The 16,144-nt window shown below is 60.5% G+C and carries 9 protein-coding genes; 5 read left to right on the top strand and 4 right to left on the bottom strand.

The window, feature by feature from the left end:
• Nucleotides 1-113: 113 nt before the first annotated feature.
• The gene (locus ACP15U_RS07305; protein ID WP_425044492.1) at nt 114-5,537 is read left to right on the top strand and encodes an alpha-2-macroglobulin family protein; all 5,424 of its coding nucleotides are present in this window, start codon (nt 114-116) and stop codon (nt 5,535-5,537) included.
• Complete coding sequence (gene pbpC, locus ACP15U_RS07310; RefSeq protein WP_425044493.1) at nt 5,534-7,567, top strand: penicillin-binding protein 1C; 2,034 nt, start codon at nt 5,534-5,536, stop codon at nt 7,565-7,567. The genes ACP15U_RS07305 and pbpC overlap by 4 nt, the downstream gene beginning before the upstream one ends.
• Before the next feature lie 43 nt (nt 7,568-7,610).
• On the opposite strand, the gene ACP15U_RS07315 is transcribed toward pbpC, so the two are convergent.
• Genes ACP15U_RS07315 through ACP15U_RS07330 form a run of 4 tightly spaced genes read right to left on the bottom strand, consistent with a single transcriptional unit; the run spans nt 7,611 to nt 14,285 of the window.
• Nucleotides 7,611-9,653 carry a hypothetical protein gene (locus ACP15U_RS07315; RefSeq protein ID WP_425044494.1) on the bottom strand — a complete coding sequence of 681 codons (2,043 nt, stop codon included), beginning with the start codon at nt 9,651-9,653 and terminating at the stop codon, nt 7,611-7,613.
• Nucleotides 9,650-12,409 carry a DUF4159 domain-containing protein gene (locus ACP15U_RS07320; protein WP_425044495.1) on the bottom strand — a complete coding sequence of 920 codons (2,760 nt, stop codon included), beginning with the start codon at nt 12,407-12,409 and terminating at the stop codon, nt 9,650-9,652. The genes ACP15U_RS07315 and ACP15U_RS07320 overlap by 4 nt, the downstream gene beginning before the upstream one ends.
• On the bottom strand, nt 12,406-13,281 hold the full coding sequence (locus ACP15U_RS07325; protein ID WP_425044496.1) for a DUF58 domain-containing protein: 876 nt from the start codon (nt 13,279-13,281) through the stop codon (nt 12,406-12,408). The genes ACP15U_RS07320 and ACP15U_RS07325 overlap by 4 nt, the downstream gene beginning before the upstream one ends.
• Complete coding sequence (locus tag ACP15U_RS07330; RefSeq protein WP_425044497.1) at nt 13,278-14,285, bottom strand: AAA family ATPase; 1,008 nt, start codon at nt 14,283-14,285, stop codon at nt 13,278-13,280. The genes ACP15U_RS07325 and ACP15U_RS07330 overlap by 4 nt, the downstream gene beginning before the upstream one ends.
• 66 nt (nt 14,286-14,351) lie before the next feature.
• Here ACP15U_RS07330 and ACP15U_RS07335 point away from each other — a divergent pair, with 66 nt between their 5' ends.
• From ACP15U_RS07335 to ACP15U_RS07345, 3 genes are all read left to right on the top strand, one after another.
• On the top strand, nt 14,352-14,936 hold the full coding sequence (locus tag ACP15U_RS07335) for a DUF1285 domain-containing protein (protein ID WP_425044498.1): 585 nt from the start codon (nt 14,352-14,354) through the stop codon (nt 14,934-14,936).
• A 119-nt stretch (nt 14,937-15,055) separates the two neighbouring features.
• Nucleotides 15,056-15,793, top strand: a complete 738-nt coding sequence (locus tag ACP15U_RS07340) for a hydroxypyruvate isomerase family protein (protein ID WP_425044499.1) — start codon at nt 15,056-15,058, stop codon at nt 15,791-15,793.
• A gap of 73 nt (nt 15,794-15,866) precedes the next feature.
• Nucleotides 15,867-16,097, top strand: a complete 231-nt coding sequence (locus tag ACP15U_RS07345) for a DUF2798 domain-containing protein (protein WP_425044500.1) — start codon at nt 15,867-15,869, stop codon at nt 16,095-16,097.
• Nucleotides 16,098-16,144 lie beyond the last annotated feature (47 nt).

The raw sequence follows: 16,144 nt of genomic DNA on the forward strand, positions 1-16,144 counted from the left end.
GAAGCGCAGCATCGGACAACCCGATGAAGAACTGTTTAAAGGCAGATCCATGCGGGGAATCGTTGCCTAGCCACGGGCTACATGTCACCCTTTGCCCAATTCCGGAGGCAGGTATGACGCGCATTCTATTCAGCATTTTTGTAATTCTTTTCAGTTCGGTGATGGTGCAGGCACAGGATATCGTCCCGCAGAGCCGGCTCGTCGGGACTGCGGAAACAGATTTCTACGGTGAAGATCTGGATGCGCTCTTCGATACGGATCTGGACAGCTGTATACGCGCCTGCGCCGCCAATTCCGCGTGTCGGGCGTTCACGTTCAACAACCGGGCAGGTGCGTGCTTTCCCAAACGGGGGGTCAGCCGGAGGGATGCTTTTGAAGGCGCAGTTTCGGCCGAGAAAGTGGATATGGACCCCGACAGGTTGCAGGCGGCAAACGCCCGTGTATCCGACCTTGATTTTCTGCGCGATGAAGACCTGAAAGGCGCTCGACACGAAGCCGATACAATTGGTCTGCGCCATCTTGGCGGTATCTACACGACCGGGCAACTCGTCATCGCATACCGTGAAAGAGCTGCAGCGGGTGATGAATTGGCCGCGATGGGCTGGGCAGGCGCCGCTGTCGCGGTGTCGGACCGGGCGGATCTCTGGGTCGAATATGCGCGGTCGCTGACAGATCTCGAAAGCAGTGATCGCCAAAGGCAGAGCGATTTCCGAAACCGGGCGGTTGCGGCCTCGATAAACGGCTATCTTCGTGCGGATGTGCCCGAGACCAGAGCGACCGCGTTGATGGTTCTGGCTAGCGCTCTGGAGGCGGCGGATCGCGGTCGTGACGCCATCCCTGCACTTAGGTTGGCACAGGCGGTGCAGGGACGCGACGAGATTGCGCAAGCACTGGATGCTGCAATTGCCAAATACGGGTTCCGGGTGGTTGAAAACAGTGTCGAAAGTGATACCGCAGCCCCGCGAATTTGTGTGCAGTTCAGCGACCCACTGGTTCAGGCTGGTGTGGATTATGAACCCTATGTTCAGCTTCCGGAACCGGGTTTGGTGGTGCAGCCCGATGGCAACCAGTTGTGCGTTGACGGCTTAGATCATGGTGCGCGCTACCGACTGACTCTGCGCGAAGGGTTGCCGTCAGAATCCGGTGAAGTTTTGCACAAGAGTGTTGAGCTGACCCAATATGTGCGCGACCGGACGCCGGACATTCGGTTTCCCGGTCGGGCTTATGTATTGCCGCGCACTGCCGATGCCGCCCTGCCTATTGAAGCGGTAAACCTGTCTCGCGTCGAATTGGTTCTTCGCCGTGTGAGTGACCGCAATCTGTTGCGCAGCTTTCAGGAAGGGTATTTCGGGCGACCGTTGAATCACTGGGAAGAAGAGAGTTTTTCAACCGATATCGCCGAAGAGATCTGGACAGGGTCTGCCGAACTCCCATCCGAGCTGAACCGGAATATGACCACCCGTCTGCCATTGGGCGAAGCGATTGCTGATCAGCCGACAGGGATCTACGCGTTGAGCGCCCGGATTCCGGGCGCCGACCCCTACGAACAACCCGGTGCAACGCAGTGGTTCGTCCTGACCGATCTGGGGCTGTCGACACTGTCGGGAAGCAACGGTTTGCATGTTTCGGTGCGCAGTCTGGCCGATGCATCGGCGCGGGAAGGGGTTACGGTCCGGCTGATTTCTCGTGCCAACGCCATACTGGCAGAAACGCAGACGGGCGAAGACGGTTGGGCGGTGTTTGCTCCGGGGCTGACCCGCGGTTCCGATGGATCGGCTCCAGCATTGATAACGGTCGAGGACGGTGATCTGGACTTTGCCTTTCTTGCCCTCACGGATCCCGCTTTCGACCTGTCTGATCGCGGGGTTGAAGGGCGCGCGCCGGCCGGACCCGTAGATGTGTTTCTGGCAACAGATCGCGGCGCATATCGGGCAGGCGAAACCATCCATGTCACGGCACTGGCACGGGACAGCGATGCGCAGGCAATAAGGGGTCTGCCACTGATGGCGGTACTAAAGCGCCCGGACGGGGTGGAGTATCAGCGCAAGCTTGGCGGAAGCGCTCAGGCGGGGGGACATGTCTTCTCGATGGCGACCGGACAGGACGTTCCTCGCGGGACGTGGAGATTGGAAATCCTCGGGGACCCTAAGGGGCCGGTCCTTGCCAGTCAGACCGTTCTTGTGGAGGACTTCCTGCCCGAACGGATCGATTTCGACCTCGCTGTTCCGGATGCCCCTTTGCGTCCCGGGGACAGCCCGGTTCTCAGTATCGACGCAAGATATCTCTTTGGCGCGCCGGGTTCGGATCTCAGTATTGACGGTCAGGTGCGGCTGACGGCAACCAGTGAACTTGCGGAATGGCCCGGTTACCACTTTGGTCGTTATGATACTCGGTCACCGGCGCAGGCAAGTTATTTTGGCGACGAGCGCACCGATCCCGATGGACGCGCCGCCGTTTCCATTGAAATTCCACCAACTGACAGCGTTGGGCAGCCGTTGCAGGCCGAGATTATCGCCCGCCTCGCAGACGGTTCTGCCAGGCCTGTGGAGCGACGCGTAACGGTCTCGGTTCGTCCGGATACCTCTGTCATAGGTATAAAGCCTCTGTTTGACGACGTCGTCAGTGAAGGCAGCGAAGCACGGTTTGAGGTGATTGCGTTATCTCCCGATCTGACCCCGGTTCCAATGCAGGTCCGCTGGACTCTGAACCGGGTCGAAACCCACTATCAGTGGTATCAGCTGTACGGAAACTGGAACTGGGAACCCGTGACACGGCGCACGCGAATTGCGACCGGAGAAGCCGGGCTGGACAATGAGCCTTTGATAGTTTCGCATCCTGTCGACTGGGGGCACTATGAGCTTGTCGTCGAGCGAACCGGCGGCAGCTACACTGCGGCGTCTCGAGACTTTTATGCCGGTTGGCATGTCACGGCAGACGCAAGTTCGACACCGGACCGGCTGGAGATTTCGCTGGACAGGGAAAGTTACGCGCCGGGGGATACCGCGATGCTGCGTGTTGTCCCCAGAACTGCCGGAACCGCACAGGTGACCGTGCTCTCCGACAAGGTCATCTCGCGGCAGGCTGTCAAAGTTCCTGCAGGAGAAAGCACAATTCCCGTTCCGGTGACACAGGAATGGGGCACCGGTGCTTACGTGACTGTTTCGCACCTGCGCGCAATGGACCCGGCGGCAGGACAGCTCCCGACACGGTCGCTTGGACTGGCGCATGCCTATATTGACCCGGAAGAAAAAGCGCTGAGCGTGGCTATCGAAGTGCCGGATCAATCCGAGCCGCGCCAAACCGTTCGTGCGAAGGTAACGGCAACCGGGGGCGTGCCGGGTGATCAGGTTTGGCTCACTCTGGCCGCGGTCGATGTCGGTATTCTCAACCTCACCGGTTTCGAAAGCCCTGATCCACAAGCGCACTATTTTGGACAACGCCGTTTGGGGGTCGAGATCCGTGACATGTACGGGAGGCTGATTGATGGCATGAACGGAGCGCTGGGAACCGTGCGTTCCGGCGGTGACGCCAACGCTGGAATGCGCATGCAATCCCCGCCGCCGCAGCAGGAATTGATGGCCCGGTTTTCAGGTCCGGTCGAGCTGGGGCCAGAAGGTGAGGCTTTGATCGATTTCGATCTGCCAAGTTTCAATGGCTCGGTGCGACTGATGGCTGTCGCATGGTCGCAATCCGGGGTGGGGCAAGCCGAAGCCGAGATGATCGTGCGCGACCCGATTGTGGTCACCGCAACGGCCCCTCGTTTTCTCGCCCCCGGTGATCAAAGTCGTATCCTGCTCGAAGTCGTTCATGCAGATGGGCCGGAAGGTCAGGTGCATCTCGAAATTACAGGCGGCGATGGGCTGACAATCGGTGAAGCGCCGGGCCCTTTCCAGTTGGCTGCCGGTCGAAAAGAACGGTTTGAAATACCGGTGACAGCCACCGCAACGGGCGATCCGGCAATCAGCATTGCCCTGACCACACCAGATGGGCGTGAACTGACGCAGAACCTGATCGTACCGGTCCGGGCCAACGACCCGGCGGTTGCAAGAACTCGGCGTTTTGAACTTGGAGCGCAGGACAGCTTTACCCTGACCGACGATGTTTTCTCTGGTCTGCGTGCGGGCACTGGACGGGCAATCGTGTCTGCCGGACCACTGGCCAAGTTCGACGTGCCGGGATTGCTCGCAACGCTTGACCGCTACCCTTATGGGTGCACCGAGCAGGTCACGTCGCAGGCCTTGCCATTGCTCTACCTGTCATCCGTAGCGCAGGCCGCCGGGTTGGGTGATGGCCCTGCAGTCAACGAACGTATCTCAATGGCAATCTCGCGGGTTCTGGCGCGCCAAGCTGCAAACGGGGCCTTTGGTCTCTGGCGTGCGGAAAGCGGCGATTTCTGGCTTGATGCCTATGTCAGCGATTTTCTGTCACGAGCCCGTGCCCAAGGGCATCCGGTGCCCGACCGGGCTTTTGCGCTGGCAATGGACAACCTACGCAACCGGGTAAACTATGCGCCTGATTTCGATCAGGGCGGAGAGGACATCGCCTATGCGCTGATGGTACTGGCCCGAGAAGGCGCGGCCGCCATCGGTGATCTGCGCTATTACGCGGACGTAAAGGGCGAAGCCTTCACAACTTCCCTGTCTGCCGCGCAAATGGGGGCTGCATTGGCTGCATACGGCGATCAGACACGCGCGGACCTCATGTTTGCCCGGGCGGCTCGGATGGTCGCCACTCCGGAGCGGGAAGGCCCTTATTGGCGCGCCGACTATGGCACCGGGTTGCGGGATCGCGCCGGGCTGTTGGCCCTGGCGTCAGAGGCCGGCAGTGCTGTCATCGACAAGGCCGTGCTGACCGACAGCATCACGACGAATGACACCCTTTCGACCCAGGAAGCCAGCTGGACCTTGCTTGCCGCGCAAGCGCTTGTGTCCAATCCGGAAAGCAGCGGCCTGCTTGTGGACGGGGTAGCTGTCGACGGGCCATTTGTCCGGCTCTTGTCTGACGATAATCCTGTAGCGGATCAAGACATCACAACGGCTGACGGTCAGGTCACGAATATTACCCTGACAACGATTGGAGTGCCGGAAAGCCTACCCGGGGCCGGCGGGGTCGGTTACGCCATTGCCCGCCGTTATCTTTCGATGGACGGGGAACTGCTGGGCGATGCACCGCTGCGCGTGGGCGACCGGTTTGTGACTATGATCGAGATCCGGCCCTTTGAGCTCTCGGGTGCGCGATTGATGATCAATGACCCATTGCCCGCAGGAATTGAGATCGACAATCCGGCCCTGTTGCGCTCGGGCGATGTTGCGGCGCTGGACTGGCTGAACCTGTCCGAAGCAACGCATACTGAATTTCGGTCCGACCGGTTTCTTGCCGCTGTTGATCACAGTGGCAGAGACACCATCACGCTTGCCTATGTCGCCCGGGCGGTCAGTCCCGGAGAGTTCCATCACCCGGCTGCTTCAGTCGAAGACATGTACCGTCCGCGCTACCGGGCGCGCACTGACACCGGTCGGGTTGTCATCACGCCATGAGGGGTCGTGGCCTGATCCTGCTGGCTGCGGTGCTCTTTGTCGGAGCGGCAGCGCGCGATGGGGTGGATGACTGGGTTGCATCTACGGTTTTGCCGCCGGTCTTGTCCGAAACCTCGGTTGAGGTCAGGGATCGGAACGGAGATCTGCTGCGCGCCTATCAGGTTGATAGCGGTCTCTGGCGGCTGGCTCCGGACGATGTTGATCCCGAATTTGTGGAAATGCTGCTTCGCTACGAAGACAAAAGGTTCCGGTCGCACCCCGGTGTTGACCCGCTGGCTATGCTGCGGGCCACTGCTCAGACGATTTGGAACGGGCGCGTGGTTTCTGGCGGGTCGACGTTGACGATGCAAGTCGCGCGTCTACTTGAGGACGGCACGACAGGGCGTCTGCATGGCAAGATCCGGCAAATTCGGGTGGCGCTGGCACTGGAACAACAACTGAGCAAAGAACAGATCCTCAGGCTGTATCTGACACACGCACCTTATGGTGGAAATCTTGAGGGAATTCGTGCCGCTTCTCTGGCATGGTTCGGCAAGGAACCCCGCCGCCTGACGCCGGCGCAGTCGGCGCTGCTGGTGGCGTTGCCGCAGTCACCAAATGCAAGACGGCCGGACCGCAACCCGGTTATCGCGCGCGCCGCCCGGGACAGAGTCCTGCAGCGATTGGAACAGGCGGGCCGGATCAGCGCAGATAATCTCTCCGCTGCGCTGCGCGAACCTGTTCCGGCCCGTTTGCGGGCTTTCCCGCAGCTTGCCGCGCATGCCGCTGACCGTGTCCGGTCTGAAAATCCCGAGGTGCTGCGGCACGACCTGACCCTTGATGCCGGGCTGCAGGCCCGTCTGCAACCGGTGGCCGCTCGCGCCGCTTCGACCGCCGGAAGTCGTGTGTCGACAGCGATTCTGGTGGCGGACCATCGCAGCGGAGAAATCCTTGCCTCGATCGGCTCGCCCGGATTGCATGCGCAAGACCGACAGGGTCATGTGGATATGACCCGCGCTCTGCGGTCGCCGGGTTCAACGCTGAAGCCCTTGGTCTATGGATTGGCGTTCGACCGGGGGCTTGCCCACCCTGAAACCCTGATTCTGGACGGGCCGGTCGATTTCGACGGCTACCGTCCGATCAATTTCGACAGACAGTATCGAGGTGATGTCAGGCTTCGCGAAGCGTTGCAGATGTCATTGAATATCCCGGTGGTAAAGCTGTTGCAGGAAATAGGGCCGCCCCGATTGCTGGCAGCACTGCAAACTGGGGGTGCCGCGCCCCGGTTGCCGGGAGGGCGGCCAGGTTTGGCGATTGCTCTGGGCGGAATCGGTATGAGCTTGCGTGACCTGGTGCAAATTTATGCCGGGTTGGCTGCAGGCGGCCAGGGTGCTGTTCTTCGCGATCGGTCAGCGGGCCAGAAAGAGATGACCGGGCGGGTTCTTTCGCAAACCGCCGCTTGGCAGATCTCGGATATCCTGTCGGGGCTGGCTCCGCCCGTTGGCGGAGTGACCGGTCGCATCGCATACAAGACCGGAACCTCCTATGGGCATCGTGATGCCTGGGCCGTTGGGTTCGACGGGGCCCATGTCGTCGGAGTGTGGCTCGGGCGCCCTGATGGCACCCCAGTGCCGGGCGCATTCGGCGGTGATCTGGCCGCACCGATCCTGTTCGAGGTGTTCGGGTATGTGGCGCCGGATCCGACCCCACTGCCGCCTCCGCCTCCGGAAACACTCATTCTGGGATCGGCGGAGTTGCCAGAGCCCCTGCAGCGGTTTCGCCCGCGCTCGTCGGCTTTTGCCGATGATGTCTTAGCTCCGGATCTGATTTTTCCGCCGGATGGGGCTTTGTTGCGAACTGGCGACGGACTGCTGACATTGAAGTTGCGAGGTGGAACCGCGCCCTTTACGGTCCTTGCTGATGGAATGCCTGTTGCCAGCGGAATCCGGCAGCGCGAGTTCGACATACCGGCACCGGGACCGGGGTTTGCGTCTCTCGTGGTGTTGGACAGCCACGGAGGCAGCGACCGGGTAAAGGTGCGGATAGACTGAACCAGTTGGTCCGCCCGCATTTGCCTTCTCAGCAAGATTTTGGTCAGCGTCGTCCTTCCCGGAGCCAGCCACCGATAATCAGTGCGGCGCTGAGCAACAAGACAAGCCAGCCTGGCAGAAGTGGCGTCTGGGATACGCTACGGGTTTCATAGGCATTTCGCGGGGTCAGCCCGATCCAGCCGCGCCCGGCGGCGGGTCGTCCTTCGCGCACAGAGCGAATGCCCGGCAATCCGTCTTCGAGCCGCAAAACGCCACCTCGTAGCATATCGACAGCCGGCTCCATCAGGCTCGCGGTTGCTATTGTCTCCTCGAACTCCCGGGGAGCCGCAGGGCCAAGTCCGATTACGGCATCGTGATCGCCCTCTTTCAGGCGATAGAGCCCGATTTCCGGCCCGTCATATGTTGTTTCGAACCGGCCGGGAGAGGTTTCTTCGAGCGTCACCGATTCTGCGGAACCGTCGGGACGGGTCACTGTGACCGGTCCAATTTCGCTTTCCAGTGTGCGGCGCAGGATCTGCATGGTCTGACCCTGTGCTTCGGCCCAAAGAGCTTCTTCCTCGAGATCTGGTTCTTTCATCATCCAATGTGCCAGCCGTCGAAGTAACTCCAACTGCGGGCCGCCGCCCTCGTAACCGCGGCTCCAGAGCCAGGCATGGTCGGATGCCAGCAATGCCACTCGCCCGGTGCCGATCCGGTCGAGGATCAGGAGCGGCCTGTCCTCGATACCGGTCATCAGCAATTGCCCGGCGCGCTGGTCTACGTCGATCTGGCGCAACCACGATCCCCACGGAGTGTCCGGCTCCAATCCCTCGGTCACAGGGTGGCGATTGCCGAGTTCCGAGATCACGGGCCGGAAACGTTCTTCGATGACGCGGGCCGAGGGTTCTGCGGGCAGGATCTGCGCCAGTGGCGAGCGGAAGATGCTGTCTGCAGTGGCAAAATCCGGGCCGGCTGCAACGAGCACCGCGCCTCCGTCGGCAACGTAGCCGGCGACATTGTCGAGATAAATCGCAGGCAGGATGCCGCGTCTTTTGTAGCGATCAAAGATGATCAGGTCGAAATCATCGACCTTTTCCAGAAACAGTTCGCGGGTGGGAAAGGCGATCAGCGACAACTCATCGACCGGCACCCCATCCTGCTTTTCCGGTGGCCTGAGGATGGTAAAATGTACCAGATCCACCGAGCTGTCCGATTTCAGAAGGTTGCGCCATGTGCGCCCACCGGGATGCGGTTCGCCGGAAACGAGCAGCACACGCAGCCGATCACGAACGCCGTTGATCTGGATCAGTGCCGTGTTGTTGCGATCTGTCAGCTCGCCGTCAGCTTTGGGCACGGTGAATTGAATCACGTTGCGACCACCATGAGGCAGGGTCACGGGAAGCTCGATATCCTGTCCAACGGGCACCTGATGCGTTGTCGGGGCAGCTCCGTCCACCGAAATCTCCAACGGGGCAAACGCGCCGGAAGCCGGTACCGCGCCGCTGTCCTCGATACGTAGGGTCAGCGTCACAGGTTCGCCGATAATGGCAAAGGCGGGCGCGTTGCTGACGCTCAAACGACGATCCCAATCAGAGTCCCGGCCAGTCATCAGCAAATGAAGAGGCGCGGGAAGATCGGGAATCTGCTCGGCATCGTGCACCCGACCGTCGCTTAGTGCGATGATACCGGAAACCCGAGCCCGGGGTTCTTCGGCAAGTGCTTCGGAAACGACGGACATCAACTGCGTGCCGTCGTTGTCCCGACCATCGGGAACCGAGATCCGCCGCAACTCGGTGTTTTCCCGAGCCGAAATCGTAGAGGCCAGTTTCTCGGCGGCCTCGCGCGTTTGTTCGGAGCGATCAGACAGAAACTGGCTGGCGCTGCGATCTTCGACGAGTAACACGATATCGCTGAGGGGGCTTCGGTCTTCGATTTGATACACGGGCCCAGTGAGTGCGCCGAGCACGACAATGGCTGCCAATGCGCGCAAGGCCCAACCTGAAAGCCCTTTCCACCCGGCAAGCACAATGGCGGCAACGGACAAAACTGCAAGCCCGGCCCAAATTGGCCATGGAACGAGTGGATCGAAGAGAATGGTTCCGGTCATTGTCCCAGCCTGTCGAGAAGCGCAGGCACATGGACCTGATCGGATTTGTAGTTGCCAGTGAGCACGTGCATGATCAGATTGACACCAAACCGATTGGCCAGTTCGCGCTGGCGCTCTCCGGCAAAGCCACGTCCGACCGGTAGCAATGGTCTGCCATTTGCATCCACGGCCCATGCGCCGGCCCAGTCATTCCCTCCGATTACCACGGGCGTAACGCCGTCATTGAGGTTTCGAAACGGCATCCCCTCTATCTGTTCGGCATCGGCCGGGGCGGCCTCGACCCAGATTTCTCCGCCAGGGTGACGGCCCGGGAAGTCCTGCAACAGGTAAAAGGTGCGCGTCAGAACGTGGTCATGCGGCAACGGCTCGAGCGGAGGAATGTCGAGCGGGCGGGCAAGTTGTTGCAGTTTGCGCCCGTTCGGGCTGGCGGTACCGAAGCCGGCGATATCGGAATCCCGAGTGTCGAATAGGATCATACCCCCTGCTCTCAGATAGGCATTGAGGCGCGCATAGGCCTCTTTCGACGGGATCGGTTGATCTGAAGTGATGGGCCAGTAAAGCAGCGGGAAAAAGGCAAGTTCGTCCTGTTCCAGATCCACGCCAACAGGATTCGCCGGTTCGACCGAAGTTCGAAAATAGAGAGTGTCCGACAGCCCTTGTAACCCAGCGCGTGCAACATCGTCGACACGCCGGTCGCCGGTCAGAACATGCGCCAGCGCAAGCTCGCTTGCGGCGATTATGGCAAGGTCGGGGTTGCTGTCCTGTGCGCTCGTGGGGTCAGGGATCAGCAACATCAGTGCGAGCAGCGGTGCCACCCGGCTGCCTCGCAAACGTCCCGAGAGCATCAGCGAAGCCAGCACATCCAGTGCCAGCAGCACAAGGGCTGCGCTCAGCAATGCGCCGGTCAATGGAAGTTCGTCACGTGGCCTCAGACCTTCTACGGGCACGTCATCGGGCCAAGTTGCTGGTTCAAGTTCACTCCCAGCAGGCAGCACGTTACGCGCCAGCAGCCGGTCTTCGCTCTGATAGAGGCCGGGTTGCAGCGCGGGGCCTGCGGGATCTCTCGCAAGGCTAGGCCCGTCCACCCCGGGAAGGTTTGATGCATCCTGCAATCCTCCAAAGCCGTCCATGACCCTAACTGGAATCCAGGTAGTGCCTTCGAGATCACTGGCGTCCGGTGCCCCGGTGGCCGAGCTGACGGCCAGCCGTTCGAGCATCTCTACGAACAGACCCGAAAGTGGAAGCGAAGACCATTCGGCATTCGCGGTCACGTGAAAAAGAACGACTTGCCCTTGACCGACCGGCTTGCGGGTGACGAGGGGGGTCCCGTCGGTCAAGGCGGCAATGACCCGGTCAGCAAGCGCCGGGTCGGGTTGAGCCATCACCTGTGCCGAGATGTTTACCTCTTGCGGTATCTTCAGCCCCTTGAACGGAGAGCCGTCTGGAAATGGGGCCAGTGTTTTTGGTTCGCCCCAGCTCATGGCGCCACCGATACTGCGACCGCCGCTGCGCAAGCGTACTGGCATCAGCGGGTCTTCCTGCTGGCGGCTGACATCGCTGGCGGCAACCCGAGGACCCGCGAAACGCAACAGCAGACCGCCGGCTTCTACCCATTCGGTGAGCGGTTCACGCTCGGCATCTGAAAGTGTCGCAATATCGGTCAGAACGATTGCGTCGGGATTGGCGGGCAACAGGTCAAGCAAGCCGCCTTCGATTAGGTCGGTCGTGGTGATCAGGGCCTGTCGCAGATAGTGATGAGGCGACAGCAGCTCCAGCCCCTCCTGCGCTTCGCGGCCGGATATCAGTGCAACCTCTCGCCGCCTCAGAGCGTCATCGGTCAAGGCTGTGGCACCGGCGGATTTGTGACCCTGTATAGTGAAACGGGTGACACGGGCCCGCAATTCTGCGGGTAGTGACAATTCGGACACCGCCGATGTCTGCCCCGCTTCGAACCGGGCAGGGACCGATGCAAGGATGCGCTCGGTCCCGCCGGGATCACGTCCTTCGGCCTGAAGGGTCACCTCTCTGGCAGGGCCGGCCTGGCTGCGCAGAGCGGTCAATGACATAGCGCCGTCGGCGTAAGTCGCAGGCAGAAGGCCCAGAACCGGTTGTCCGGTTTCGAAGACCCGCAATGTCCCGCGCTCCTGCAACTGTGCGGTCAGATCGCTCCGCCCTTCATAGTCGAGACTGTCGCTGATCCAGAACGTGTCGAACCCCCCATCGATACCAGCAATCGCATCCACGGCCAGCGCAAGCTGCTCTGACGAGGGTTGCCAGGCATGCGGGTTCAGGCCTACCAGCCTGCGTTTCCACGTTTCGGCGGATTGGAAGACCACAGTATCGGGTGCCGCAAGAGACAGTAGCGCGACAGGCCGCCCAGCACGCCCGGCCTTGTCCAGTTCAGCCGCCAGTATTCGCATGGTTTTTGGCCATTCCGACGCGCCGGCCCAACTTGAATCAAGTACGACCAGAACCGGGCCGTCTCCGTCGACCTGTTCGTTCGGGTTCATTACCGGACCTGCCAGTCCCAAAATCACGGCAGCAACGGCCAGAGTTCTCAGTAGAAGAAGCCACCACGGTGTCCGGTCAGACGTGCTTTCATCGTCGCGAAGCCCGAGCAGCAACGTGACCGCCGGGAACAACTTCACGACCGGAGCAGGTGGAACCGCTCTCAGCAACAGCCACAAGGCTGGCAAAGCCAACAATCCCAGCAGAAGCCAGGGTGTGGTAAAGCCGATGCCAGCTATCTGGATCATCCGGCCCCCCCGTCCAAGGCTCTGTGCAGCCAAAGAAGTGCAGATTGGGCCGAGTCACCAGTGTGATGCAGACCAAGTTGCCAACCGGCGATCCGGCAGATTTGTTGTAACCGCGATTTTCGCTCGGCCAGCCGTTCGAGATACCGGTCGCGCAGCTGCCCCGCTTTCAGGGTCTCGTGTTCAATGCTTCCGCCCACGCTCTGGAACACCGTTCGCCCGTGAAAAGGAAAGCCTTCTTCGCTGGGGTCAAGGATTTGCAATACTACGCCCCGGACCCCGCGGTCGGCGGCCTTGGTCAAAGCCAGCTCCATCGCTTTGGGATCCCCGAGGAAATCGGACAGAAAAACGGCACGGGCATGCGGGATCATTGCTCGGTGCTCGGGTGGAGCGTAGTCGGCCTCGTCGTCAAGGGACAGTGCTTCGGCCATCCGCATGATCTGTGCGTTGCCGCGCCTCGGTGGCAGCGTCGTGCCGGTCAGACCGACCCGCTCACCACCGCGAACCAGCAAGATCGATGCGGCAAGCGCGAGCAACCGGGCACGGTCAATTTTTGTGGGCAATTCCTTGTCCGATGCAAACCGCATTGAAGCGCCCTGATCGACCCACAGCATAACCGATTGGGCGATCTGCCATTCGCGTTCCCGAACATACTGCATGTCACCTCGGGCCGAGCGGCGGTGATCGATCATCCGTCGGCTGTCACCGATTTGGGCCGGTCGATACTGCCAGAAATCATCCCCCAACCCCGCGCGCCGACGGCCATGCTCGCCCAAAAGAACCGTGCCGGCCAGATGCTCGGCCCGGGCCAAAAGGGGCGGCAGGCGTGAGGCCTCGGCCTCGGACCTTTCGCGCAGGGTGAGGACGGGGCTCACGCCGCAGCCTCGGGTCTGGACAACCCTGCTGCAGTTTCATCGATGAGATCAGACAGGCTGTCGCCCCTTGCCCGCGCTGCAAAATTCAATGCCATCCGGTGACTGAGCACCGGCCGCGCCATATCGAGCACATCTTCGGTGTTGGGCGCCAGACGTCCCTGCAGCAGTGCGCGTGCACGAACGGTCAGCATCAAAGCCTGCGCAGCTCGCGGTCCCGGACCCCAGGCCACGGTTTCGCGCACCCGGTCTGATGCATCGGATTCTTCGGGGCGGAAGGCGCGGACGAGATCGAGGATCAGCTCAACCACTGTCTCTCCCACCGGCATCCGGCGCAACAGGGTTTGAGCAGCTTTCAGTTCCTCTGCCGTAAACACCTGTTCGGCCCGGTCTTCCTCGACGCCCGTGGTCGCCAACAGAATGTCACGTTCGGTTCCGCGGTCGGGATAATTCACATCGACCTGCACAAGGAATCTGTCGAGCTGCGCTTCCGGCAGGGGATAGGTTCCCTCCTGTTCGATCGGGTTTTGAGTTGCAAGCACATGAAAAGGAGACCCGAGCGAGCGATCCTCGCCGGCGACTGTCACCGTGTGTTCCTGCATCGCCTGCAGCAACGCGGATTGCGTGCGAGGCGACGCGCGGTTGATCTCATCTGCCATCAACAACTGGCAAAAGACGGGACCGGGTACGAAACGAAAATGGCGGCTGCCATCTTCGGCCGTGTCCAGAACTTCGGAGCCAAGAATGTCCGCGGGCATCAGATCTGGCGTGAACTGGATCCGATTTCCGTCGAGCCCCATGACGGTCGACAGCGTTTCCACCAGTCTGGTCTTGCCCAGTCCGGGGAGGCCGATCAGCAGGGCGTGACCCCCACAGAGCAGGGCGGCCAGAGTCAGATCAACGACCCGCTCCTGTCCGATGAAACGGCGTGTGATCGACGATTTGGCGCGCGCCAACTTGTCTTCGAGCGCCTCGATCGCGGCGACCAGATCGGCGGGTTCGGACATGACATTCCTTTCCGTAAGCATATATGCTCTTCAACTGTATAGCGCGGGAAGGAAATGGCAAAAACAATGAGCGGACAAAAGCCCGTGACCCCGTCGCCAGACAACATCGCCGCATCGGTCCGAGCGGTGAAAGCTAAGGGCTTGCCGCCTGTGCATCTGTGGGACCCGCCTTTTTGCGGAGATCTCGACATGCGCATCGCGCGGGACGGTACGTGGTTCTACCTCGGCACTCCGATCAACCGGATAGCGCTGGTGCGTCTCTTTTCGTCGATCCTGAAGAAAGAAGGGAACAACTTTTTTCTGGTTACACCAGTGGAGAAGGTGGGAATCACCGTAGATGACGCCCCGTTTGTCGCCATTGATTTCGAGGTGACTGGAACGGACGAAACACAGATGATCACCTTTGAAACCCATGTGGGAGACAGGGCCGTAGCAGGACCGGACCACCCGATACGGGTCGAACTGGATCCCGATACAGATGAACCCTCACCTTATGTTCATGTCAGGGCAGGCCTTGAGGCGCTCGTTGATCGCAAGAGTTTCTATCGGCTTGTGGATCTGGGCGTTCACCGAAACGGTGACTTTGGGGTCTGGTCGTCCGGACAGTTCTTTCCTTTTATTCCGTCCGAGGGTCTTGGCCACGGTCGATAAGAGTCAAGTGTTTTGCGCCTGTGGTTCGATCGGTGCTGCCAAATGGCGCCGTGCGTCGTCACCTTCTTGGCAGGCTCGCCGCCTCGGGTTAGGACAGAGCGTCAATGCAAGAAAGCGCCATGCCGAAATTCGCCGCCAACATCTCCCTTTTGTTCAAGGAACTGCCGTATCTTGACCGATTTGCTGCCGCAAGGCGCGCGGGCTTCGATGCTGTCGAGATCCTGTTTCCTTATGATCTCCAAGCAGATGAGACCAAAAACGCATTGCAGGCCGCCGGGTTGGAGCTGGTCCTGATCAATGCGCCGCCGCCGGGAGAAGCCCCGGGCTATCCTGCGTTACCTGAAGGAGGGGCGAAGTTTCGCCGGGATATGGTTCAGGTTATGCGCTACGCGGACTCACTAACCCCCGGGTTGATCCATGTGATGGCAGGTTATGAACAGGGTATCGCGGCGCAGGCGGCATTTATTCGAAATCTGGCGTGGTTGGCAGACACATTTCCAAAACAGAGATTCACCATCGAGCCGCTCAATCCAAAGGATCAGCCGGGCTATTTCCTGAATGACTACCAATTGGCAGCTGAAGTGTTGGCGAAGGTTGCCCGCCCGAATGTCGGACTGCAGTACGATTTCTACCATGCCGAAATGATCCACGGTGACGCGCTTTCGGTCTGGCGCGATTATGGCGAGGGGGCATTCCACGTGCAGATCGGTTCTGCCCCGGATCGTACCGAACCCGATGCGGCAGAAATTGCACCGCTTTTTGAAGCTTTGGATCAGAGCGGCTACACCGGTTGGGTGAGCGCAGAATACAATCCCTCAACTGCCCGGACCGAGGCATCGCTGGGATGGATGGCTTAACGATACGAAGCGCCGCAGTTAGCTATCTGCAGGAAACTGCCATAGTGGCAGGCAACTTGGTTGCGAGGTTCTCATGATCCCAGCGCGTTATGCTCCTGTCCTGTTCGGGTTCATCCTGTCTGGGCTTATGTCTTGTATCGTCACCTGTGTGGCAGCAATCAAGAATGTCGGGATGAATTCCGAGACCATTTCGGCATGGCTCGGCGCATGGGGTTTCAGTTGGCCGATAGCCTTTGTGGTTGTTCTGTTTGTTGCGCCATTGACTCGCAGATTGGTTGCTTTGCTGGTTCGGCAGGACAACTGAGCTGCTAGCGCGCGGTTTTTTGCCAGCCTCTTCGGAATCGAGCGGCG

Source organism: Primorskyibacter sp. S87 (assembly GCF_049801055.1).
Lineage (GTDB): Bacteria > Pseudomonadota > Alphaproteobacteria > Rhodobacterales > Rhodobacteraceae > JBNAGF01.